This window comes from Kribbella pratensis, from assembly GCF_004366075.1.
GTDB lineage: Bacteria > Actinomycetota > Actinomycetes > Propionibacteriales > Kribbellaceae > Kribbella > Kribbella pratensis.
In genome coordinates, this window is the sequence record NZ_SODU01000003.1 from 564267 (window position 1) to 585167 (window position 20901).

Annotated in this window: 22 protein-coding genes; 12 read left to right on the forward strand and 10 right to left on the reverse strand. The window is 68.5% G+C overall.

What is annotated here, in order from left to right; translation table 11 throughout:
* Positions 1-166: 166 nt before the first annotated feature.
* Positions 167-1630: an MFS transporter gene (locus EV137_RS26815; protein WP_134006618.1), complete on the reverse strand. Its 1464-nt coding sequence runs from the start codon at positions 1628-1630 to the stop codon at positions 167-169.
* A gap of 118 nt (positions 1631-1748) precedes the next feature.
* Here EV137_RS26815 and EV137_RS26820 point away from each other — a divergent pair, with 118 nt between their 5' ends.
* Both EV137_RS26820 and EV137_RS26825 read left to right on the forward strand, forming a co-directional pair.
* Positions 1749-2210, forward strand: coding sequence for a MarR family winged helix-turn-helix transcriptional regulator (locus EV137_RS26820; RefSeq protein ID WP_134006616.1), 462 nt, complete (start codon positions 1749-1751; stop codon positions 2208-2210).
* 31 nt (positions 2211-2241) lie between these two features.
* Positions 2242-3447, forward strand: coding sequence for a phosphotransferase family protein (locus tag EV137_RS26825; RefSeq protein WP_134131246.1), 1206 nt, complete (start codon positions 2242-2244; stop codon positions 3445-3447).
* Positions 3448-3826: 379 nt separating this feature from the next.
* On the opposite strand, the gene EV137_RS26830 is transcribed toward EV137_RS26825, so the two are convergent.
* From EV137_RS26830 to EV137_RS26860, 7 genes are all read right to left on the reverse strand, one after another.
* Positions 3827-4573, reverse strand: a complete 747-nt coding sequence (locus EV137_RS26830) for a hypothetical protein (protein ID WP_134131247.1) — start codon at positions 4571-4573, stop codon at positions 3827-3829.
* 68 nt (positions 4574-4641) lie between these two features.
* Positions 4642-5685 (reverse strand): hypothetical protein, encoded by a 1044-nt coding sequence (locus EV137_RS26835; protein ID WP_134131248.1) that lies wholly within the window; start codon positions 5683-5685, stop codon positions 4642-4644.
* A 76-nt stretch (positions 5686-5761) separates the two neighbouring features.
* The gene (locus tag EV137_RS26840; RefSeq protein ID WP_134131249.1) at positions 5762-6838 is read right to left on the reverse strand and encodes a hypothetical protein; all 1077 of its coding nucleotides are present in this window, start codon (positions 6836-6838) and stop codon (positions 5762-5764) included.
* Positions 6839-6995: 157 nt separating this feature from the next.
* Positions 6996-7799: an ABC transporter permease gene (locus tag EV137_RS26845; RefSeq protein WP_134131250.1), complete on the reverse strand. Its 804-nt coding sequence runs from the start codon at positions 7797-7799 to the stop codon at positions 6996-6998.
* Positions 7800-7917: 118 nt separating this feature from the next.
* Positions 7918-8700 (reverse strand): ABC transporter permease, encoded by a 783-nt coding sequence (locus EV137_RS26850; RefSeq protein WP_134131251.1) that lies wholly within the window; start codon positions 8698-8700, stop codon positions 7918-7920.
* Positions 8701-8820: 120 nt separating this feature from the next.
* On the reverse strand, positions 8821-9768 hold the full coding sequence (locus EV137_RS26855; RefSeq protein WP_134006602.1) for an ABC transporter ATP-binding protein: 948 nt from the start codon (positions 9766-9768) through the stop codon (positions 8821-8823).
* Between the two features lie 22 nt (positions 9769-9790).
* Positions 9791-10576, reverse strand: a complete 786-nt coding sequence (locus tag EV137_RS26860; protein WP_166680026.1) for a MerR family transcriptional regulator — start codon at positions 10574-10576, stop codon at positions 9791-9793.
* A 58-nt stretch (positions 10577-10634) separates the two neighbouring features.
* Between EV137_RS26860 and EV137_RS26865 the strand changes: the two genes are divergently transcribed.
* Positions 10635-12224, forward strand: a complete 1590-nt coding sequence (locus EV137_RS26865; RefSeq protein WP_134131252.1) for an amidohydrolase family protein — start codon at positions 10635-10637, stop codon at positions 12222-12224.
* Here the strand turns inward: EV137_RS26865 and EV137_RS26870 are convergent.
* A complete protein-coding gene (locus EV137_RS26870; protein ID WP_134006597.1) occupies positions 12206-12934 on the reverse strand; it encodes an SDR family oxidoreductase in 729 nt (242 codons plus the stop codon). The two genes, EV137_RS26865 and EV137_RS26870, sit on opposite strands and share 19 nt — an antisense overlap.
* Before the next feature lie 154 nt (positions 12935-13088).
* Between EV137_RS26870 and EV137_RS26875 the strand changes: the two genes are divergently transcribed.
* The 9 genes from EV137_RS26875 (at position 13089) to EV137_RS26915 (ending at position 19583) form a co-directional block, all read left to right on the forward strand.
* Positions 13089-13691, forward strand: coding sequence for a MarR family winged helix-turn-helix transcriptional regulator (locus EV137_RS26875; protein WP_134006595.1), 603 nt, complete (start codon positions 13089-13091; stop codon positions 13689-13691).
* Positions 13688-15298, forward strand: a complete 1611-nt coding sequence (locus EV137_RS26880) for an MDR family MFS transporter (protein ID WP_134131253.1) — start codon at positions 13688-13690, stop codon at positions 15296-15298. The genes EV137_RS26875 and EV137_RS26880 overlap by 4 nt, the downstream gene beginning before the upstream one ends.
* A gap of 168 nt (positions 15299-15466) precedes the next feature.
* Entirely contained in the window at positions 15467-16060 is a 594-nt protein-coding gene (locus tag EV137_RS26885) for a hypothetical protein (protein ID WP_134131254.1), read from the forward strand.
* Positions 16057-16374 (forward strand): hypothetical protein, encoded by a 318-nt coding sequence (locus EV137_RS26890; RefSeq protein ID WP_134006589.1) that lies wholly within the window; start codon positions 16057-16059, stop codon positions 16372-16374. The genes EV137_RS26885 and EV137_RS26890 overlap by 4 nt, the downstream gene beginning before the upstream one ends.
* A 106-nt stretch (positions 16375-16480) precedes the next feature.
* Positions 16481-17053, forward strand: coding sequence for a hypothetical protein (locus tag EV137_RS40750; RefSeq protein WP_238175576.1), 573 nt, complete (start codon positions 16481-16483; stop codon positions 17051-17053).
* Positions 17054-17061: 8 nt separating this feature from the next.
* Positions 17062-18240, forward strand: coding sequence for a hypothetical protein (locus EV137_RS26900; RefSeq protein ID WP_134131255.1), 1179 nt, complete (start codon positions 17062-17064; stop codon positions 18238-18240).
* 73 nt (positions 18241-18313) lie between these two features.
* Positions 18314-18976, forward strand: a complete 663-nt coding sequence (locus tag EV137_RS26905) for a nucleotidyl transferase AbiEii/AbiGii toxin family protein (RefSeq protein WP_134131256.1) — start codon at positions 18314-18316, stop codon at positions 18974-18976.
* Positions 18973-19329 (forward strand): hypothetical protein, encoded by a 357-nt coding sequence (locus EV137_RS26910; protein ID WP_134131257.1) that lies wholly within the window; start codon positions 18973-18975, stop codon positions 19327-19329. Before EV137_RS26905 ends, EV137_RS26910 begins: the two co-directional genes overlap by 4 nt.
* The gene (locus EV137_RS26915) at positions 19329-19583 is read left to right on the forward strand and encodes a hypothetical protein (RefSeq protein WP_134006581.1); all 255 of its coding nucleotides are present in this window, start codon (positions 19329-19331) and stop codon (positions 19581-19583) included. The genes EV137_RS26910 and EV137_RS26915 overlap by 1 nt, the downstream gene beginning before the upstream one ends.
* Here EV137_RS26915 and EV137_RS26920 read toward each other — a convergent pair.
* Positions 19580-20872: an AI-2E family transporter gene (locus EV137_RS26920; RefSeq protein WP_134131258.1), complete on the reverse strand. Its 1293-nt coding sequence runs from the start codon at positions 20870-20872 to the stop codon at positions 19580-19582. The two genes, EV137_RS26915 and EV137_RS26920, sit on opposite strands and share 4 nt — an antisense overlap.
* Positions 20873-20901 lie beyond the last annotated feature (29 nt).

A 20901-nucleotide genomic window follows, 5' to 3' on the forward strand; every position in this document is an offset into this window, starting at 1 on the left:
CCCCGATGGGCCGAAACCAATCGGGGAATCCCCCCAACCCCCGCCCCCGGCACCCTGACCCCGGCTGACACGAGCGCCGCGAGCGCCAGCAGCGCGGGTCCCGAGAGTAGTCCGGGACCCGCGCTGCGTTCTCATATCCGAACAGCTCCAGTGGAGCTGGTTGTTGTCAGGCGGCCGGCGTCATCTCCTCCGCCGCCAGCTCGTCCTGTACGGCGGCCAACTCGGCAGCCTCTGCTTCTTCGGCGGCCCGGCGGGCCCGCAGGCCGTAGAGACCGGTCAGTGCGATGACCAGGCCGAGAGCCGCGATCCCCGTCACGACGCCGAGGCCCGACTTGTACGCCGACAGCACGCCGCTGGATGCGGTGACGCCGACGGTCTGGCCGCTGATCACCGCGGTCACGATCGCGAGGACGACCGCGCCGCCCACCTGGTTGGAGGTGTTGAACAGCCCGGAGGCAAGCCCCTGCTCGTGGTCCGGGACCCCGGACACCGCCTGGATGTTCAGCGACGGGAACCCGATCGCGAACCCGAGACCGAGCAGCATGATGGTCGGGAACACGGTCGAGAAGTACGCCGACTCCGGGCCGATCCGCAGCGACAGCGCGTACCCGGCGACGAACAGCGCCATCGCGACGATGATCATCTTCTCGGTGCCCACCCGGTCGACGATCTTGCCGACGTTCGGGGACAGCGTGGCGACCAGCAGTCCGGCCGGGAGGAACCCGAGCGCGGTCTCGAACGACGACCAGCCCAGCAGGTTCTGCAGGTACATGGTGCCGATCAGCTGGAAGGCGACGTACGAACCGAAGACGGTCAGGATGGCCAGGTTCGCCCGCCGCAGCGACGCGTTGCGCAGGATGCCGAGCCGGACCAGCGGGTGCTTGGTGCGCAGCTCGATCGCGACGAAGCCGGCCAGCAGGACGGCGGCGAGCACGAACAGGCCGATGGTCTGCACCGAGGCCCAGCCGGCGTGCTCGGCGCCGACGACCGCGTAGACGAGAGACAGCATGCCGGCGGTGACGGTGATCGCCCCCGGCACGTCGTACCCGCCGGCGGCGTTGTCCCGCGGGCTGTTCGGGATCAGCTTGATCGCGAACAGCAACACGATCAGGGCGACCGGGCCGGGCATCAGGAAGGTCCAGCGCCAGCCGACCTCGGTCAGCGCGCCGCCGAGAATCAGGCCCATCGAGAAGCCGCTGGCGGCGCAGGTGGTGAAGATGCTGAGGGCGCGGTTGCGATCCGGGCCCTCGTGGAAGGTGGTGGTGATGATCGAGAGTGCGGCCGGGGCGGTGAACGCCGCGGCGACACCCTTCACGAACCGCGCGGCGATGAGCAGTTCGGGGTTGCTCGCCAGTGAGCTCAGCATCGAGACCACGGCGAAGACGGCGAGGGCGATCAGGAAGACCCGGCGCCGGCCGAGCAGGTCGGCGGTCCGTCCGCCGAGCAGCAGCAGACCGCCGTACCCGAGCACATAGCCGGTCACGACCCACTGGAGAGAGGCAAGGGAGACGCCCAGGTCGGCGCCGATGGACGGCAGGGACATGCCGACCATGGACACGTCCAGGCCGTCGAGGAAGATCACGCCGCAGACCACCAGGAGCGCTCCCCAGAGGCGCGCGTCCCAAGTCATGCGAGCTGGCGATGTGGTTTGCGTAGTCACGAGAAGAGACTATTGCATGCGTGTGCATCTAATGTCTAGGCATTAAATGCGCTTGCATTGAATGCGCATGCATGCTATGGTCGGTGACATGACCGTGACGAAGGTCAGCGCTGGACCTGGTGAGACCAGCGCCGATGTGCGCGAATGGCGCGAGCTATTGGCTCGCCACGCCGATCTGACCTGCGCCTTGGACCGGGCGCTGCAGGCCGGTCATGCACTCGGGATGAGTGAGTACGAGGTGCTCGAGCGGCTCGCGGAGCTGCCGGAGCACTCCGCGAAGGTGGCGACGATCGCCAAGTCCGTGCATCTGAGCCAGAGTGCGCTGTCCCGCGTGATCGGCCGTCTGGAGGTCGCCGGCCTGGTCGAGCGGCACATGTGCCCCGAGGACCGTCGCGCCGTGAACGTCCGGCTGACCGACGAAGGCCTGCGACGCCAGACCGAGGCGCAGCCGACCCAGCGCCAGGTCCTCGCGCAGCGACTCCACGCACCACTGGTGAAGTCCTGCGAACCTGCACCTTCTGTGGATAGCGGGCAGTTCCCGGTCAGTTAAAGCAGTTGCACGGTTACATACGCTTCAGCACGTGAAGGTTACGGCTGTCGTAGTGCGCCCGTCCGACCAAGCGGTCCTGATGCTGCCTTCGGGGCTCCCCCAGGTCGAGCAATCGGACGACGTCTGGTTCCCGGACGTCGAGCCGGTGCTGCGGGCGCTGCGGGACCAGCACGGCATCGAGGCCGTCGTACTCACGTGTGTGTCCGACGATCCGCGCACCTACCTGATGCTTCCGAGCGGTGAGCCGCCGGCCGATGCGCGCTGGGTCCACGACCGTCCCGTCAGCTCGTCCGATCTGCCCGATTGGACACGTCCGGAGTGGTACGGCGAGGCGCCGCAGTGGATCGCTCATCGTCTGAAGGCGACCGGCCCGTGGACGCAGGTGAAGTCGTGGGGGCTGTCGAACGTCCTGCGCATCCCGACCGCCGACGGTGACGTGTACTTCAAGGCGCTCCCACAGGCGTCGATCGAGCCGGCCGCGTTGCCGTTCCTGTTCGCCAACGAACCGCTGTTCCTGCAGCGCGCCTCCACCGACCGTCCCGGCGCGGTACCGGCGCCGTTGGCGATCGACGAGCAGCGGGCGTGGATGCTGCTGCCAGACCTCGGTACGCCGTTGGAGGGCGAGAGCGACGTCGCGGTGTGGATCGATGCCGTGCGCAACCATGCCCGGTTGCAGCGCAGCTATGTCACCGAACCCGAACTGCTGCTGGAGTACAGCTGCGCCGACCGGCGGCTCGCCGTCCTCGACGCGGAGCTGGATCGCCTGCTCGAACCGAACTCGTTGACGGCACGGCACGACCCGAACGAGCTGTCCCGGTTGCCGGAGCGCGCGAAGCAGTTGCGCGAGGCAATCGTCGAGCTGGCGGAGATCGGCGTACCGGAGACCTTGCTGCACGGTGATCTGCACCCGCGGAACCTGGCGGTACGCGACGGTCAGGTGCTCGCCTTCGATTGGACCGATGCGGCGCTCGCGCATCCTTTCCTGGACCTGGTGACGTTCGTGGAGAAGCAGTCGACGCTGTCGAGCGACCCACGCGTGCTGGACGCGTATCTGCACGAGTGGGAGGAATACGCCGACCCGTCCGACTTGCGCCGCGCGCTGACGCTCGCCGAAGAACTAGGCGCCCTCTACCAGACGATCACCTACCTGCACCTCGTCGACCACCTGACCGGCCCGAGCAAAGCGTCCATGCTCCGCGGCGGCACAAGCTGGCTGCAGAGGTTGCTCGAGCCCTAACGGTCGAACGGCCGCCAGAAGGCGGAGGAACTTGCCGGCCAACTGCCGCCGTGTCCGTCACAAACCCCAGTACTTCCTTCGCCACCCGAACTACCTCGTCCAGGTTGAACAGATCCTCCGCACCCGAAGCTCCCCCCTCGGTACACCCAGGTTCTCCTAGTGCAGCAGCACCCTTGGCCCGAGTTCGTTCAGCCGAGAGGTACGGGGGTCCGGCAGCCGTGCACCAGTGCGCGTCACCACGGTCCGCTCGGTGACATGGGCTGATGTGCGCAGTCACTCGCGCGCCAAGCGCCTAGAGTGCGGGCGGCAGCCCGCAACTCGCCGGCGGTAGCCGTGGGCGCGTGGGGCTTCCACAGTCCGTTTCACCACTCATGACTGATCAGCGGTGCAGGATTGCTAGTTGGTTGTGGAGGCCGCGGCGGACGGGTGGGTCGAGGTAGCGAACCCATTCCGGATGCCGCTCGCCGCGGAGTTTCGCGTAGTGCGCGAGTGCTTCGGCAAGTGCGGCCTCGCGGAGGTATCCGCGGGCCAGCGGCTGCTTGCCGCGGCCGCTCGGCCGGGGGCGGCGCTCGTACGCCGCGTTCGCGGTGAAGATCCCGAGTCCGTAGAAGACCGTGATGAGGTCGGTGAGCGGCTCGTGGTCGGGCCGGCGCGCGAGCGAGATCCGGCCGCTGCCGAGCAGCAACTCGTGGCCGGCCTCATGGGCGTAGATCGCGATCAGCGCGACCGGGTCGGTCGTCAGCGCCGGCGCGAGCTGGATCTGGTTGCCACCGTTCCCGCGGATCCACCGCCCGGACTGTTCCTTCACCATCATGCTGTTCACCGAACGCCGTACGCCGTTCAGCTCGAAGCTCAGCCCGCACTGACCGGGGCGGAGATCCATCCGCTCGGCGACCCGGTCGCACAGCTCGGTCGCGGCGGCGATGCTGCCGTCGTACCCGTCCGGGATCAGGTCGGCCGGCAGCGCGATCGGGCGCAGTAGGACATCCCGGCCGAACTCGGCCACCAGCCAGTCCATCGATGTACGGATCCAGCGCCGGCTGCCGCCTGGCAACCGTTCGCGGGGCGCCTTCAGCTGGGAGCGCAGCTGCTGACTTCGGCGGATCATTCCGATCGGATTCCTCACCCGCCGGATCATGCCTGTCGGACGCCGCCGCAAACCTCTCGGTTCCACTGCGTCACCGCAGGTTGACATCAGGTCAGCGGTGCACCCTCTTGGATCGACGCGATCTCGGCGTCCTTCACCAGCGACGCAAGCCGGGCGAAGGTCCGGATCCGGACCGCGGGGTCGATCTCGGTCGGCATCACCGGGAGGATCGATTCCGGAAACAGCAGATGCCGCCGGAAGCAGTACGCCGCCAGCGCGTCGGAGGCACCGCGCTCGCCCAGGTACCCGAGCGTCTGCAACGCCGAACGCCGTCCGGGGACCCGCTCGACCGCCTGATTGGCGAGAAAGATCCCGAACCCGTGGAACACCGCGAACAGGTCGGTCAGCGCCTCGGCGTCCGGGCGGGTCCGGTCGATCAGGTGATACCCCCAGAGCACCTCGTGACCGAGTTCATGGGCGGTGGCGGCGACCACAGCGGCCGGGTCGGCCAAAGTGCTTGCCGACAGCATCACCGCGCTGCCCTCGAGGCCGCCGGACCGCAGATCCAGCCAGGCCGCCCGCGACCCGCTGCCGGCCGGCGAGGACCAGATTGCCTCGGCGCGGCCGCAGAGCTCGGCCCGGCGGTCCGGATCAGTCTCCTGGAGGATCGCCGTACTGCGTTTCACCTCGGCCCGCAGCTCGCGCTCGGCGAGCACGTTGATCTCCGGCGCGAACCCGGTCGCGGCCAGCGCGTCCACCTCGGCCGCCGTCATCGTTGCCCGCAGCCCCGAGATCGCGATCAGGTCCCTGCCCTGCTCGGCGTTCAGCCGGTGCACGGCCGCGCTGCGGGCAGCAGCTCGGACGTCTTCCATCCGGAAGCTGAACCGGATCCGGTCGTCGGGGACCTCCATCCACGCACACACCTGCAGACAGAGTTCGCGTGCTGCACGCTCGGAACCGTCGTACCCGGCAGGCACGAACTCGCTGGGCAGCACCGGCCGCCGGCGCAGCGGCTCGACACCGAACCGGCCGATGAGCCAGTCCAGCGAGTCCTCGATCCACTGCTCCGGTCCACCGGGCAGCAGGACCTTCGGTCCGTACAGCAGCTCTCGATGTCGTTGCCGGCGGCGCCAAGCACCGATCAGATTCATACCGAAACTGACGCCATCGACGGCCGGACCGTTCCACCATGAACGTTGCAGTTGGCCCGCAACCATTTCGGTCGGATCACCACCCGAGCACGGTTGGCGGCCCACCGACCAACTCGTCCAACCGGGCCAGGAACCTGGCACGTGGTTCGGGGTCGAGAGCCTGATGCCACTCGGGGAGGAGCGGCCCATCCCGGATGAGCCGGTGCTGCCGGACGCGGTACACAGCAAGGGCTTCGGCGACGGCACGTTCGCCGAGGTAGCCGAAGGTTTCCACGGTCGGTGTGCCGAGCGTGGTCTCGTCCAGAGCAGCGTTGGCGTGGGCGATCCCGAATCCGTGCAGTACGGCGTACAGGTCGGTCAACGGCTCGCGGAGCGGACCGGTGCCGCCGGGCATGTCGGAGGACATGAGGACCTGGTGGCCGAGTTCGTGCGACGCCGCCGCGATCAGCACAGTCGGGTCGGTGAGGATGTCGGAGCCGAGCATCACCGCGGTGTACCCGGGGAGCAGCTCGACACCCGGCAGGCAGTAAGTGAGGTCCGTCCAGCGACCGGCCGAGGACGCCTCGCTTCCGGCAGTCCGAGGTTCCGGACGATCCGGCTGCTGTTCGAGCTCGGCCTGCCGCGCCGGGTCCGGCTCGGCCGCGATCTCCCGGCAGCGAACCAGCTCGGTGAGGAAGTCGAGGAAGGCGAACCGCTGGATCTCGGGCAGCAGCCCGTCGTCCTCCAGCAGCTCTTCGAGCCGGTCGTCGGACGTGGCGCCGAGCAACCTCGAGTGCTTCCGTACGGCGGCGATATCCTCCGGTGCCGCGCCGCGGAGCGCGGGATGGGTCTGCGCGACGTACGCGTCGACGATCGTGGCGCCGAGCAACTGACCGGCCTCGACGACCTTCTCCAGCTGAAAGCTGAACCGGATCCGCTCGGACGGGATGCCCATCCGCTCACTCACCTTCAGGCACACGTCGCGAGCAGCCGCCTCCGACCCGTCGTACCCGGCCGGCACGAACTCCCCTGGTACGACGGCCGGCCGCCGCAGCGGGTCGGTTCCGAAATGACCGATGAGCAGCCGCAACGACTCGTCGACCCACCGCACCGACCCACCGGGCAACTCAACCCTCGGCGCACGTACCAGATCACGGAAGGACAAGCCGGTCATGGGGCCTCCCGTCCTGGACTGAGGAGCGGAGGGAGCGAAGCGACCGGAGCGACGAGGGAAGGACGGGAGTTACAGCCCCATGACCCGCCGCGCCGGAGGCGTGGCATCAATACCGTCATGCCAGGTCCGACGAGTCCGCGGTCCTCTGCGGTTCCGCCTACTTGAGGAGGAGTTTGCCGAGGCGGCGGGAGGCGATGTACATGCCGAGGGTCCCCATGGCGGCCAGGTAGAGGGCGTGGACGATGAGGAGCCAGCTGACGTTGCCGGTGCTGAAGGCACGTTCGAGTACGACGCCCTGGTAGAGCGGGGTGATCTCGACCAGCCACCGGATCGCGCCGGGATACGTCTCGACCGGGTAGAACGTGGCCGAGAACAGGAACATCGGCATGATCGCCAGCTGCACGAACTCGAAGTCCTGCCAGCTGCGCATGAACGTGGTCAGCGCCATCCCCGCGCCCGCGAACGCGAACCCGATCAGCACCGCGGCGGGCAGCGCGAGCAGCGCCCACCACGACGAGATCAGCCCCAGGATCAGCATCACCACGATGAACATCGCCGAGTAGATGCCCCCGCGCAGCAGCGCCCAGGTGATCTCGCCGGTCGCGACGTCCCACGGCCGCAGCGGTGTCGCGAGCATCGAGTCGTAGAGCTTGGCGTACTTCATCCGGAAGAAGATGTTGTACGTCGAGTCGAAGATCGCACCGTTCATCGCGGAACTGGCGAGCATCGCCGGCGCGACGAACGCGGCGTACGCGATCTTCGTGCCGTCGGACAGGGTGAAGTCGCCGACCAGGTGGGCGACGCCGATGCCGATCGAGAGCAGGTAGAACACCGGCTCGAAGAAGCCGGACAGGAACACCACCCACGACCGCCGGTAGAGCAGGAAGTTCCGCTCGACGATGTGCCGCCCACCACGGAGCCGCACCGGGACGGGGACAACCCGCGCTGCGATCGTGGTCATGGGGCCTCCCGGCCTGGACTGAGGAGCGGAGGGAGCGAAGCGACCGGAGCGACGAGGGAAGGACGGGAGTCACAGCCCCATGACCCGCCGCGCCGGAGGCGTGGCATTAGTAGAGCCATCAGCCGATCAGCCTCTTCGTGAAGCCGCGGACGGCGAGGTGGGTGCCGACGAGGAACCAGGCCAGCAGGTAGGCGAGGTTGCCGAGGGCCAGCAACGGGTCGACCGTGCCGAGACTGAGGTTGCGGGACAGGTCGACCGCGTGCCACAGCGGACTCACGTACGCCAGCCACTCGATCCAGTCCGGCAGTTGCGAGACCGGGAAGAACGCCCCGGAGAACAAGAACGCCGGCACGACGCCGAACCGGAACACCATCGCGAAACCGGAGTCGTTGTCCAGGATCGTCGCGTACGCCGCGATCGGGCCGGCGACCGCCATCCCGACGAGCAGCGCGACCGGCAACCCGAGCACGCCGAGCGGAGACTTCAGCCCGCCGAACAGCGTGATGATCACCAGGAACACCGCGCACGAGGTGAACACCCGGAACGCGATGAAACCGAGCTGCCCGTAGACCACGTCCGCCGGCCGCAGCGGCGTCGCGATCATCGAGTGGTAGAACTTCTGCCACTTCAGCCCACTCATCACCGGGTACGTCGCCTCGCCGACCGCGATCTGCATCGCGGTGGACGCCAGCAGCCCCGGCGCGATGAACTGCAGGTAGCTGACCCCGCCGAGCGCACCGGTCCCGTTGCTGTCCACGAACGACCCGAGCCCGATCCCCATCGCGGCCAGGTAGAGCATCGGCAGCAGGAAGCTGCTGATCATCGTGCCCTTCCAGGTCCGCTTGTAGACGGTCAACCAGTAGTCGAACATCCGCCGACCGTTCTCCACCGCGATGGTCATCGGGCCTCCCGTCCTGGACTGAGGAGCGGAGGGAGCGAAGCGACCGGAACGACGAGGGAAGGACGGGAGTTACAGCCCGATGACCCGCCGCGACGGAGTCGCGGCATCAGTACTGCCATGTCAGTCCACCAGCGTTCGGCCGGTCAATCTCAAGAAGACATCTTCGAGAGTGGAGCGGCGTACGAGGACGGCGGCCGGTTCCAGGCCGCGCTCGTGGACGGCGGCGACTGCGCGCTCGCCGTCGTCGGTGTAGAGCAGCAGCCGGTCCGGCAGTACTTCGATGCGCTGGGCGAGGTCCTCGACCTTGCCGGCCAGGGCGTCGTGGTCCGCGAGCATCACGTCCGGCCCGAACCGCAGCTCGGTCACCTCACGCGTCGAGTAGTCGCGGATCAGGTCGGCCGGGGATCCCTCGGCCGCGATCAGGCCGCCGTCCATCACCACGAGCCGGTCGCACAACTGCTCGGCCTCGTCCATGTAGTGCGTGGTGATGATCAGCGTGACGCCGGCCTGTTTGAGCCGGAACAGCTTGTCCCACAGCAGGTGCCGGGCCTGCGGGTCGAGTCCGGTGGTCGGCTCGTCCAGCAGCAACAGGTCGGGTTTGCTGACCAGGGAGCGCGCGATGGTCAGCCGGCGCTTCATCCCGCCGGACAGCTCGTCGACCTTGACCTTCGCCTTCTCGGTCAGCGCGACGAACTCGAGCAGCTCGTCCGCGCGCTCGCGGCACTCGGCCCGGCTGAGACCGAAGTACCGCCCGTAGATCGTCAGGTTCTCCCGGACGCTGAGCTCGGTGTCGAGGGTGTCGTCCTGCGGGCAGACGCCGAGCCGCGCGCGGATCGACGGCCCGTCGGTGGCAGGGTCTAGACCGAGGATCTTCAGGGTGCCGCCGCTGACCGGTGAGACCGCGCCGATCATCCGCATCGTCGACGACTTGCCCGCACCGTTCGGCCCGAGGAACCCGAAGGCCTCACCCCGCCATACGTCCAGGTCGATGCCACGAACCGCCTCGAAGTCGCCGTACGACTTGCGCAGCCCGCGGACGTGAACCAAAGACTCCCGCTGCTCACTCACCTGACAGACACTAGACGGACCGTCAGACAGTTTCCTCTGTGTTTGGGCAGAAACCGAGCCGCTGGACCGCGTACGCCCGGACTCCGGCTGCCAGCCACTCGGGCAGGTCCCGGTCCACCATTTCGATGATCGCCCGCTGGTCCGCGTTCTCCACCAGGAGATCCCCGAGCGCGTAGTAGGACGAAGGTGTGGCCGGCCACAGTTCCAGCACGCCCTGGTGGTGTTGTTCGATCAGCTCGAACCCCTCCGGAGAGTCCGGCCGTACGCCGCGATCCCGCGAGGCCGCCATCCGCAGCAGCAGCCGACGGCCCTCGTCGCCCAGCCGCTCGTAGTCCTCGCGGGTCCAGCCGTCGGTCTCCCGGACGGCCTTCTCGAACCCTTCCGCGGTGGCCTCGCCGAACCGCTCGGCCAGGTCCTCCCGCAGCCGTGCCCGCGCCTCCGACAGTCCGCTGAAGAACTCGTCGTCGGTCACCGTGTCGTCGCCGGACAGCCCTGCGATGGTCCGCTCGATCGCGCCGAGCATCACGTCGAGCCGCTTCCGCTCCTGCAGCAGTTGCTCGCGGTGTCCCTGCAGCGCGGTCACCTCGTCGTCCTGCTCGTCCAGGATCCGCGCGATCGACGGCAGCGGTACGCCGAGCTCACGGAGCAGCAGGATCCGTTGCAGGCGGAGCAGTTCGGGCCGGCCGTAGTACCGGTAGCCGTTCGTGGCGACGCGGCCGGGCGGAAGCAGACCGATGGCGTCGTAGTGCCGCAGCGTCCGCACCGAGACACCGGCGAGCCGGGACACCTCGCTGACCGTGCGCTCCACGATACCTCCGGAAAAGGGATTGGAGTATGACGTTACGTCAGCCTTTAGCGTCCACGACATGGCATTTACGATCCTGCACACCCGTCTGGCCGACCGAGGCGCGGCGCTGCCCGCGGACTGCCTACGGGTCGCGAACGGTCGCATCACGGCGATCGGCGGCCCGGAGATCGCGCAGCCGGGAGACACCCTCGTCGACGGATCCGGTACGACGCTGCTTCCCGGCCTGATCGACTCGCATGTCCACCTGGCGCCGGGGTGCACCCAGCTCGCGGCGACGTACGGCGTGACCACGCAACTCGACCAGTTCAGCATGCCCGAGGTGATCGATCAGGAGACACCGCGGTCTTCGTTCTTCACGTCAGGTATCGGAGCCACTGCGCCGGGCGGTCACCCGACGATCGCATTCCCGCCGATCCCTTACGTCACAGGGCCGGAGGACGCGAAGCAGTTCGTCGCGGACCGGCTCGCCGAGGGCACCGATCACCTGAAGTTGATCTACGACGACGGCTCCGGCGCGCGGCTGAACCTCCCGACGCTAGAGCCGCGCACCGTGCAGGCCTTGACCGACGAGGCACACGCTCACGGGCTCACGGTGGTAGCGCACGTGTCGACGGCAGCTGGTGCGGTGACGGTCGTCGAGTGCGGCGTCGACGTACTCGCGCACGTACCGGCTGACCTCATGTCCCCGGAGGACATCGCAGCCCTGGCGGACGTCGCTGTCATCGCGACGCTTGGCGTTGTCGTAGACGGGTTCAACGGTCCGTCTGGTCGTTTGCCGTTGCTGGACGAGCCAGAGCTGATGGCACGCATGCCCGCGCGCTGGCGGCGGCTGCTGGACCAGCAGTCCCGTCGTTGGATGCCCCCGGTGCCGCCAGACGGTACGACGGCTCGCGCCAACACGCTGGCGTTGCACCGGGCCGGCGTACGCGTGCTGGCCGGGACAGACGCACCGAACCCGGGTCTGGTGTTCGGAGCTTCGCTACACCGGGAGCTGGTTCACCTGGTGCGTGCTGGGCTCACGCCGGCCGAGGCGGTTGTGGCTGCAACCAGTGCGCCCGCTGAGGTGTTCGGACTGGCGGACCGGGGCCGGCTGACGGTCGGTGCGCGTGCTGACCTGTTGCTGGTCGAAGGGGATCCGCTGGTCGATATCACTGCCACACAGCGGATTCGTCACACCTGGGTCGGCGGCGAGCAGGTCAGGCCGGACGAGTACGCAGGTAGCGAGCGGGAGCTGGCCAGCATTCGCTTCCTGGGTGAAACGACAGGCCGGATCGTCGCTGCGTTGAAGGAGATGTTCCCAGGGTTCCCGTCGCCGGAGGACGTGGTGCGGGAGGACGGGGAGGTCCTGGGTCGCGTGGTGCCGGTCACCGGCGGATGGTTGCCGACCACCGTTTTCGGAGCACCACTCGGCCCAGTGAGTGACCGCGACGAGGCGGTCGAGACGGTTGAGCAGGAAGGGCTGGCAAGCCTGGCCGAGACCTGGTGGGCGCGGACGGACGGTCCGGACTGGCAAGAGGTCGTGCTGATGGAGGCGCAGCCGGAACGCGTCCGACTGCGCTGGAACGACCCGCTGCGGGACCAGCCGCCGTCAGGTCGCTGGTACGACCTCACGGACATCGACCTGTCTCGTCAGCCTCTTCCTACATAAGGCATCCCGGCGGCCATGACCGTCAGGGTCGGGACTGCGACGGACGTCGGCAGTTCCGCGATCCGCACCACGAAGTCGGCCACGATCTTCGGATCGAACGTCGGCTCGACCGCGATCGAACCGTCCGGCTGCAGCACGCCCTGCTCCATCCGGGCGGTCATCGCGGTCGATGCGTTCCCGATGTCTATCTGGCAGGCGGTGATGCCGTGCGCGCGCCCCTCCAGCTCGAGGCCCTTCGTCAGACCAGTGATGGCGTGCTTGCTCGCGGTGTAGGCGATCCCCTGCGGCCGCGGTACGTGCGCCGAGATCGACCCGTTGTTGATGATCCGCCCACCCTTCGGGTCCTGCCGCAGCATCACGTCGTACGCCGCCTGCGCGCAGAGGAACGACCCGGTCAGGTTGGTGTCGACCACCTGCCGCCAGTCCTCCTCCCGCACGTCCTGTACCGCCACGGCCGGGGACCCGGTGCCCGCGTTGTTCACGAGGACGTCGACCCGCTCGAGCCCTCCGAAGAACCGCCGTACCGCTTTCCCGTCGGCAACATCCAGTACGGCGAGATCGACGCGGCCCTCGCCGAGCGCGACCGTCTCGCGCAGCTTGTCCTCCGTCCGCCCGGTCACCCACACCTGGAACCCGGCCTCCGCCAACGCCAGCGCCATCTCCCGCCCCAGCCCTGACCCACCACCGGTAACCACCGCAACCCGCGTCACAAATCGCACCCTTCCGCCGTCGAAGACATGAGGCAGATTCTCCTCCACTGCGGACAGTGACCATCCGGCGACTGAGAGCAAATGAGTGGCGGCGCACTTGAAGATCTTGGAAACTCATTTGCGTGTATCACGCAAGCATGTATATGCTTGCAGCATGCAAGTAAACGACGCGTACACCCCACAGACCCCCATCGAGGGCGTCATGCACGCGTTCACCCGGATCGGGCGCCGCCTGAAGGCCAAGCAGCCCGGCGACCAACTCGACCACAGCGCGCACGTCGTGCTGTTCGCGCTGCGGTGCAACGGCGCCCTGCGGCTGTCCGACCTGGCCGGCAAGCTGGAGCTCGACGCCTCCACCGCGAGCCGCCATGTGCGCTCCCTGGAGCAGCTCGGACTGATCCGCCGCTCCCCCGACCCGGATGACGGACGCGCGTTCCGCGTCGAGCTCACCGAGCAGGGCATCGAGCAGTGGGAGGCCAGTGCCCGGCACCGGATGGAGCTGCTCAGCGCGGCCATGGAGGGCTGGTCCGAGGAGGACGTGCAGACCTTCGAGCGGCTGATGACCCGCTTCGCGGACGGCGTCGCCGCCCGCACCGAGGCCCCCAGCAGCTCTGCCTGGGCCGACAAGGGCTGGGCCGCGGTCGCCCCGCGACTGCAGTCCGCCGCGGCACAGCGCCGTACCGAACCAGACTCCGCGACCGGCAGCGACCCTGCCGCCCGCGAGAACAACGACGACAACCTGGAGAGCACCAGATGAGCACCACAGAACCCGCCACCGCCGGCGGGGCTGCACCGACCGACGGTGGTCCCAACTACCTGTCCCACAAGCAGATCCTGGTCGTCCTCGGTGGACTGATGGCCGGGATGTTCCTCGCCGCCCTGGACCAGAGCATCGTGGGTACGGCGCTGCCGCGGATCGTCAGTGAGTTCAACAGCCTGGACAAGCTGTCCTGGGTGGTCACGGCGTACCTGCTGACGTCGACCGCCTCCACGCCGCTGTGGGGCAAGGTCTCCGACCTCTACGGCCGGCGGCCGCTGTTCATCGCGGCGATCGTCACCTTCCTGGCCGGTTCGGTGCTGGCCGCGCTGTCGCAGAACATCGAGATGCTGATCGGCTTCCGGGCCGTCCAGGGCCTGGGTGCCGGCGGTCTGATGTCGCTCGCGTTCGCCACCATCGGCGACGTGATCCCGCCGCGCGAGCGCGGTAAGTACATGGGGTACTTCGGTGCCGTCTTCGGCCTGTCCTCGGTGGCCGGCCCGCTGCTCGGCGGTCTGCTCACCGACGGTCCCGGCTGGCGCTGGATCTTCTGGATCAACCTGCCGATCGGTCTGGTTGCCCTGGGCATCGTCGGCGCGGTCCTGAAGCTGCCGCACGTGAAGCGCTCGCACAAGATCGACTACCTCGGCGCTTCCACGGTCGCCGCCGCCGTCACCTCGCTGCTGCTGGCCGTCTCCTGGAGCGGCCCGACCAACGGCTGGGGCACCGCCACCACGATCGGTCTGCTGGTCGCGGCCGTCGTACTGGCCGTCGCGTTCGTGCTGATCGAGCTGCGGGTGGCCGAGCCGATCATCCCGATGGACCTGTTCAAGGGCCGGATCTTCTCCGGGTACGCCGGGTTCGCGTTCCTGCTCGGCTTCGCGATGTTCGGTGCGCTGATCTTCCTGCCGCTGTACCTGCAGGCGGTCAAGGACATGTCCCCGACCCGCTCCGGCCTGGCACTGCTGCCGATGATCGTCGGTATCTTCTCCGCGTCCATCCCGAGCGGTCAGCTGATGAGCAAGACCGGCCGGTACAAGATCTACCCGATCATCTCCGCGGTCATGGTCGGCGCCGCGATGGTGCTGCTGTCCACGCTGAGCCTGAACACGCCGTACTGGCAGCTGGCGATCTACATGTTCGTGATGGGCGCCGGCCTGGGCCTGTCGATGCAGATCACCGTCACCGCGGCGCAGAACAGCGTGCCCCGGCAGCACATGGGCACCGCGACCTCGTCGATGACCTTCTTCCGCTCCATGGGCGGCGCGATCGGTACGGCGGTCTACGGCGCCGTACTGACCACCCGGCTGAAGGACCACCTGACCGACATCGTCCCGAACGCCACGCAGGGCATGGTCGACGGACTGGCGAAGGCAGCCAACTCCGTCCAGGCCCTGCACGGGCTGAAGGAGCCGATGAAGGGCTGGGCGCTGCACGGTCTGGTCGACGCGATGGGCGACGTGTTCCTGGTCTCGCTGCCGTTCCTGGCGATCGCGCTGATCCTCGCGATCATCACGCCGGAGCAGCGGCTGGCCGGCCGCAACGACGGCCCGAAGGCCGAGGGCGAGGCCTCGGTGGAGTCCTCCGCCGCAGCAGCGATGCACTGAGTCGCGTCACCGAACTGAGACCGAACGACGGTTGACCTACCCGACAGCCGCCCTGGGAAGCTTCCCAGGGCGGCTGTTCTTTTGTGCCGTCCACGAGCAGGACGTCCGCCTGACCCCACCGGGGACTTAGTTTCGACACGTACCGCAACGACAGGGACTGCCGCACGGATGAAGACACTTGACCGGCCGCTGGACGACGACGACCGCGCGATGGCCGACATCGCCGAGGTCCGCGACTGGCGGCGCCTTGCCGGCCCGCAGGCGGGCGAGACCGGGCCGCTCCCGGTCCGCCGCCTGATCCGTCGCGTGAAGTCGGGGACGAGCTGGAAGCCGTGGCCGATCAACCGCCGTACGGTGATCGACGACCAGCTCGACGGCTGGGGCTTCCTGACCCGCCGCAACACCGAGCTCGCGGTGTACGACGACCAGGTGCTGCCGCACAGCCCGTTCAGCGGCTGGGTCGCGTTCGCGATCGAGCCGGACGACGTGGACGCCGCGGCCGCCGGCCTCGACGAGCACTGGCCCGCGAAATTCGACCTCGCCTGCCGGCACTGGGGACAGCCGTCGTACGTCGGAATCGAGACCAAGACCGGTTTCGAGGACGACTGGGCCCCCGGCGCCGGCACCGACCGCCGCCACCTGGCGGTCTGGACGCCTCCGGGCGCCGAGATCCACCTGTACAGCAACAAACCAACAGCGAAACCACTGTCGGTATCGGTCGGAATCAACTACGTGGTGTACCTCAACGAGGAGGGCTCATGACAGCACTCGACGGGCGCCGGGCCGCCCGGCTCACGCTCCGCGACCAGATGGTGAACGGCGACACACCGCCGCCCGCCGGAGCGCAGAGCAGCGTGTCGCAGGAGGCGCTGACGCAGACCTCCCGTCAAGTCACGGCGATGGTCGGGAACGGGCCGGCCGGCCTGTCTTCCGACCTGACGAAGAGCGTCCAGGCCGCGACGCTCCCTCCGGTCGCCCCGGGGCAGGCGCGCGCCGCGGACACCTCCGGCGTACGGAACGAGTCCAGCCGGTTCGAGCGCGGCACCGGCACCGGCAAGAACACGCCGGAACGCTAGACCAGAACACCCGAATCAGCAGGTCGGCAGACTGACCTCGTCGCGCCCTACGGTGGCCGACGACGGCTTGAGCACTGACGGAAGGAACAAGCCCGGAATGAAAACCATGGACAGGCCACTCGACGAGGACGAGGCGGCATTCGCCGACTTCGCCGAGATCAGCGACTGGCGTGCCATCGCGGGCCCCAACAACGACGCCAGCGGGCCGGACGTCGTCCGGGCGATCGTGCAGCGCGTCACCGCCGCGACCGACTGGAAGCCGTGGCCGCTCGCGCCGGGCGAGCAGATCGACCGGGCGGTCGCATCGTGGGGCTTCACGACCAAGCGCAACAGCACGATCATCGTGTTCCCGGGCTTGGCGTTCGCCGATGCCCCGAACAGCGGATGGTGCGCGTACGACCTGGGGCCGAACGACGTGGCGGAGGCCGCGGCCGGGCTCGACGCCCACTGGCCGGGCCATGTGGCACTGGCCCGCAAGTACTTCGGTGAGCCGGTCTACGTCAGTGACGACAGCAACCCGAACTTCCTCGACGAATGGGGGCCGGGAGCGGGCGCGGACAAGCGTCACCTGGCCACCTGGATGCTCAACGGCGCACATCTCCGGCTGTTCAGTACCAAGCCGAGCCGGGACCCACTGACCGCAGCGGTCGGTGTCAACTACGCGGTCTACATCGACTAGGAGACACGATGACGACACCATCAGAAGGCCGCCCCGGTTGGGAGCAGGGCAGCTGGGGCCAGTCCATGGACTGGCTGAGCAACCTGTCGCCGGAACAGCAGCAGAACCTCCAGGCATTCGTCGGGATGACGCCGCAGCAGCGCGAGACCGCAATGGCCTTCGTGAACCTCGACGACCGCCAGCAGACGAACCTGATGCGGGCGGCGAACACCGACCCGTTGCGGGACCGTGTGAACAACGCGATCCGAGGCGCGGTCGCACGAGTGCACCTGGCGTACGACAACACGCGCGGCCGGATCAGCGAGATGGCCACCTCGCTGGCCTCACAGGCGCGGGACTATCGCGACGTCGCAGTTCAGGGTGCGCGCGACGCCCGGGACACGGTGGTGCAGGGTGCGCGGGATGCGCGTGACACGGTGGTGCAGGGTGCGCGCGACGCACGGGACACCGTCGTACAGGGCGCCCGGGACACCCGCGACGCGGTGGTGCAGGGCGCACGCAACGTCGGCGACCGGGCGACCGAGCTCGGCCAGCAGGCCGTCGGTGCATACGAGACCGGCCGGGACCGGGTTGTGGACGCGGCCCAGCGCGGGCAGGTCCGGCTCGACCAGGCCTGGCAGAGCGGCGCCGACCGCGTCGGCGAGATGCGCGACTCGGTTGTCCAGGGTGCCCGGGGCGCGCGGGACACCGTGGTGCAGGGCGGGCGTGACGCGCGTGACGCGGTCGTCGGCGGTGTCAGGAACGCCGCCGCTGCCGGACGGGACGCGATGAACCGAGCCGGCCGATGGTTCGAGGGCAAGTTCAACGGGACGATGCTCAAGGCCGAGAGCGCGCTCGCCAACTACAACGCCGGGCGAAACAACCCGTCCTTGCAGGCGGACATGAAGCAGATCATGCCCGACAAGAGCCGGCTGGAGATGATCCAGCAGGTGAGCGAGAACCTGACCAGTGGCAACGGCCCGGTCACAGCAGCGGAGAACGAGGCCATCCAGAACCTCGCCAAGGCGTCCCAGACCAGGCTGGAAACTCAGACCGCGATGCGGGCCGGCCTGACCGGCGTCGCGCCGTTGGGCCAGCCCGTCCAGTCTCAGGGTGCGACCGGCCAGCAGGCCGGTGAGCAGGGTGCCCAGGAGAAGCCGGCACTCAACGTCACCAAGAACAACGACAAGGGCGGCCTCAAGCGCTGACCCCGATCACCTGAGGACGCCGCCGAGCCTGGCTCGGCGGCGTCTTGTGTTCGCAACCCGGCAGACTGACCCCATGAACCCGCTGCAGACCAGAATGGCCACCCTCGGTCTACAGGCCCTTGCCCCGCGGGGCTTCGTGCTGGCCGGTGGCTACGCACTGCAGGCACACGGCTTCGGGAACCGCGAGTCCGACGACATCGACCTGTTCACCAACGACCTCGACACCACCAACTTCACTGAGTCCGTCGACCAGTTGCTCACCGCCTACCGATCCGCCGGCCTCCGCACCGACGTGACCAGGCAGGTCGCCAGCTTCGCCCGGATCGTGGTGAGCGACGTCGACGGAGTTTCCGCGAAGGCAGACCTGGGGACGGACCATCGGCAGTTGCCCCCGGCTACGACCGAGGTCGGGCCGGTGCTCTCCGAGGAGGATGCGATCGGGAGCAAGGTCGGCGCCCTCTACTCACGGCTCGAGCCGCGCGACCTCATCGACGTACAGGCGGTACTGGACAGCGGCCGGTACGACGCCGACGCGTTGCTCGCGCTGGCGGACCAGCGTGAGGTCACCCCGCTGGACCGGGAGATGTTCGCCGGCCAACTGCGCGCCGGCGCCCGGCTGCCGGATTCGGGCTTTCTGCAGTACGGCGCGACGCCCGAACAGACCGCCCACATCCGGGACACGGCACACCACTGGGCCGACCGGCTGGACCGGTCGTCAGGGAATATGGACGAATGAACGAGCCGCGCTACACCCAGCCCGGGGACTCCTATGCCTCCCGGATCCCCTACGTCGTCCCGGTGTCGCTGGACCAGCTGACCGGGCCGCGCAGCGGGATGGTGGAACTGCCCGTCTCGATCGTCTGGGGCGCGCAGCGGGTCTTCGATCTCGGCAACGCCGACGACCGGCTGTCCCTGTACAAAACCGTGCTCAGCGAGGCCTCGACGATCGACCAGCTCACCAGCCTGGTGAACAAGGACCTGCTGATCGAGCTCTGGCCCCAACTGCACCTGCCGCGGTACTGCGTCCGCCGCTGGCACACGGCGTTTCCGCAGTTGGCCGAGATCGGCGCCGGCGGAATCTGGCAGTGATGGACGCCGAACACGCTCAGGTAGCCCGGATCGGGCTCGCCGCGACCCGCGAAGACGGGTTCGCACTGGCCGGCGGTCAGGCTCAGCAGCTCCGGACCCGCGCGGCGAACCCGGACATGGACCAGGCGATGCGGCTCACCGAAGCCGGGCAGTCTCGGGCCGGCTCCGGGCCTGCCGGTCTGACGCAAGGCGCGGCCGGCCGGACGGGAAAGTCGTTGAGCCAGGAACGGACGAAAGGCGAGCGGGGTAGCTAGTCGGTAGTTGTTGCCGGTGTGGGGGCGTCCTCGGTCGGCGTTGGATGTTGGGGGCGGCGTCTGGGGAGGGGTCTGGGGAGGGGTCTGGGGGGTTCGGGGTCTACGTCGTGACCGGCCAGGTGGTTCACGATGGCGTTCAGGACGGCGGCGGTGGGGACCGCGACCAGGGCGCCGACGATGCCCGCGATCACCACGCCGGTGGCGATCGAGAGGATGATCGCCAGCGGGTGGACGCTGACCGCGCGGCCGAGCAGGAACGGCTGCAGGACGTGCGCCTCCAGCTGCTGTACGCCGATCACGACGGCGAGCATGATGATCGCGACGAGGGGGCCCTTGGCAACCAACGCGACGAGGACCGCGACGGCGCCGCTGATCAGCGCGCCGACGACCGGGATGAACGAGCCGACGAACACCAGGATCCCGATCGCGCTCACCAGCGGCAGACCGAGGATCGCGGCGCCGAGCGAGATGCCGACGGCATCGACCGCGGCGACGATCACGGTGGCGCGGACGAACGCCGTCAGCGAGACCCACGCCTTCCGGCCCGACGAGTCGGCCTTGTCGCGGGCCCGGCGCGGGAACAGCCGGACCAGCCACGACCAGATCTGCTCGCCCTGGTACAGGAAGAAGAACAGGCAGAACAGCGAGATGAACAGCCCGGCCACCACATGCGTCGCCGTCGTACCGACCGCTGCCGCCTGCTGACCGAGCGCGCCGCCGGCCGTGACCAGCTCCCGCAGCTGCTTGTAAAGGTTGGTGATGTCCGCGTCGGTGAGGCCGAAGTTGATCCGGGCCATGTCGCGCAGCTTCTGCACACCTTCGCCGACCTGGTTGGACAGGTCCTCGAACTGACCGGCGATCTGTGTCCCGACCAGTGTCAGCAGACCCGCGATCACCACGAGCGTCGCGAGCACGGTGACGCCGGCCGCTGGACCACGCGGCAGGCGGAGCTTCTGCAGGCCGGTGGTGATGGGGATCAGGAGGGCGGTGAGGAGTACGCCGACGGTGACCGGTACGACGACCTCGGACAGATACCGCATCCCGTAGCCGATGACGGCGATGGCCGCGACGATCACCAGGAACCGCCAGGCCCACGCACTGGCGATCTCCATCGCCGGCGTCACGCCGTGGTCCACCTTCCTAGGCGCGCCGCCTGCCGCGGGCTCCGCGACCGCGGGTTCGGCCGCCGCCTCGGCTACCGGCGCGCTGGACGACTCAAGCACGTCGTTGTCCGCAACCGGGCTCTGCTCATCGTGCTCTCCGGTCTCGTCCCGCCCCGACTCGCTCATCCCACCTCCGCAAGCTGATGTGCTGATGA

Coding starts and splice junctions, on each gene's coding strand:
- EV137_RS26865 (WP_134131252.1), top strand. CDS start 10,635: ATGGCATTTACGATCCTGCACACCCGTCTGGCCGACCGAGGCGCGGCG.
- EV137_RS26890 (WP_134006589.1), top strand. CDS start 16,057: ATGACAGCACTCGACGGGCGCCGGGCCGCCCGGCTCACGCTCCGCGAC.
- EV137_RS26915 (WP_134006581.1), top strand. CDS start 19,329: ATGGACGCCGAACACGCTCAGGTAGCCCGGATCGGGCTCGCCGCGACC.
- EV137_RS26835 (WP_134131248.1), bottom strand. CDS start 5,685: ATGAATCTGATCGGTGCTTGGCGCCGCCGGCAACGACATCGAGAGCTG.
- EV137_RS26875 (WP_134006595.1), top strand. CDS start 13,089: ATGCAAGTAAACGACGCGTACACCCCACAGACCCCCATCGAGGGCGTC.
- EV137_RS26880 (WP_134131253.1), top strand. CDS start 13,688: ATGAGCACCACAGAACCCGCCACCGCCGGCGGGGCTGCACCGACCGAC.
- EV137_RS26845 (WP_134131250.1), bottom strand. CDS start 7,799: ATGACCACGATCGCAGCGCGGGTTGTCCCCGTCCCGGTGCGGCTCCGT.
- EV137_RS26920 (WP_134131258.1), bottom strand. CDS start 20,872: ATGAGCGAGTCGGGGCGGGACGAGACCGGAGAGCACGATGAGCAGAGC.
- EV137_RS26900 (WP_134131255.1), top strand. CDS start 17,062: ATGACGACACCATCAGAAGGCCGCCCCGGTTGGGAGCAGGGCAGCTGG.
- EV137_RS26820 (WP_134006616.1), top strand. CDS start 1,749: ATGACCGTGACGAAGGTCAGCGCTGGACCTGGTGAGACCAGCGCCGAT.
- EV137_RS26885 (WP_134131254.1), top strand. CDS start 15,467: ATGAAGACACTTGACCGGCCGCTGGACGACGACGACCGCGCGATGGCC.
- EV137_RS26850 (WP_134131251.1), bottom strand. CDS start 8,700: ATGACCATCGCGGTGGAGAACGGTCGGCGGATGTTCGACTACTGGTTG.
- EV137_RS40750 (WP_238175576.1), top strand. CDS start 16,481: ATGGACAGGCCACTCGACGAGGACGAGGCGGCATTCGCCGACTTCGCC.
- EV137_RS26910 (WP_134131257.1), top strand. CDS start 18,973: ATGAACGAGCCGCGCTACACCCAGCCCGGGGACTCCTATGCCTCCCGG.
- EV137_RS26905 (WP_134131256.1), top strand. CDS start 18,314: ATGAACCCGCTGCAGACCAGAATGGCCACCCTCGGTCTACAGGCCCTT.
- EV137_RS26840 (WP_134131249.1), bottom strand. CDS start 6,838: ATGACCGGCTTGTCCTTCCGTGATCTGGTACGTGCGCCGAGGGTTGAG.
- EV137_RS26815 (WP_134006618.1), bottom strand. CDS start 1,630: ATGACTTGGGACGCGCGCCTCTGGGGAGCGCTCCTGGTGGTCTGCGGC.